Source organism: Salinicoccus sediminis, from assembly GCF_000986795.1.
Taxonomy (GTDB): Bacteria; Bacillota; Bacilli; order Staphylococcales; family Salinicoccaceae; genus Salinicoccus; species Salinicoccus sediminis.
In genome coordinates, this window is sequence record NZ_LAYZ01000020.1 from 1 (window position 1) to 608 (window position 608).

Annotated in this window: 1 rRNA gene; it reads right to left on the minus strand. The window is 54.8% G+C overall.

Going from position 1 to position 608, the window contains the following annotated elements:
- Window positions 1–608 (minus strand): 23S ribosomal RNA (locus tag WN59_RS07930); the annotation flags it as partial.

The following is a 608-nucleotide window of genomic DNA, read 5'->3' on the forward strand; positions in this document are numbered from 1 at the left end:
GCGATGAGCCGACATCGAGGTGCCAAACCTCCCCGTCGATGTGAACTCTTGGGGGAGATAAGCCTGTTATCCCCGGGGTAGCTTTTATCCGTTGAGCGATGGCCCTTCCATGCGGAACCACCGGATCACTAAGTCCGTCTTTCGACCCTGCTCGACCTGTATGTCTCGCAGTCAAGCTCCCTTATACCTTTACACCCTGTGAATGATTTCCAACCATTCTGAGGGAACCTTTGAGCGCCTCCGTTACTCTTTGGGAGGCGACCGCCCCAGTCAAACTGTCCACCTGACACTGTCTCCCGCCCGGATCACGGGCGCGGGTTAGAATCCCAACCACACCAGGGTGGTATCCCACCAGTGCCTCCGTGTAGACTGGCGTCCACACTTCCTCGGCTCCCACCTATCCTGTACAGGTGAGGTCAAGATTCAATATCAGGTTACAGTAAAGCTCCACGGGGTCTTTCCGTCCTGTCGCGGGTAACCTGCATCTTCACAGGTACTATGATTTCACCGAGCCTCTCGTTGAGACAGTGCCCAAATCGTTGCGCCTTTCGTGCGGGTCAGAACTTACCTGACAAGGAATTTCGCTACCTTAGGACCGTTATAGTTAC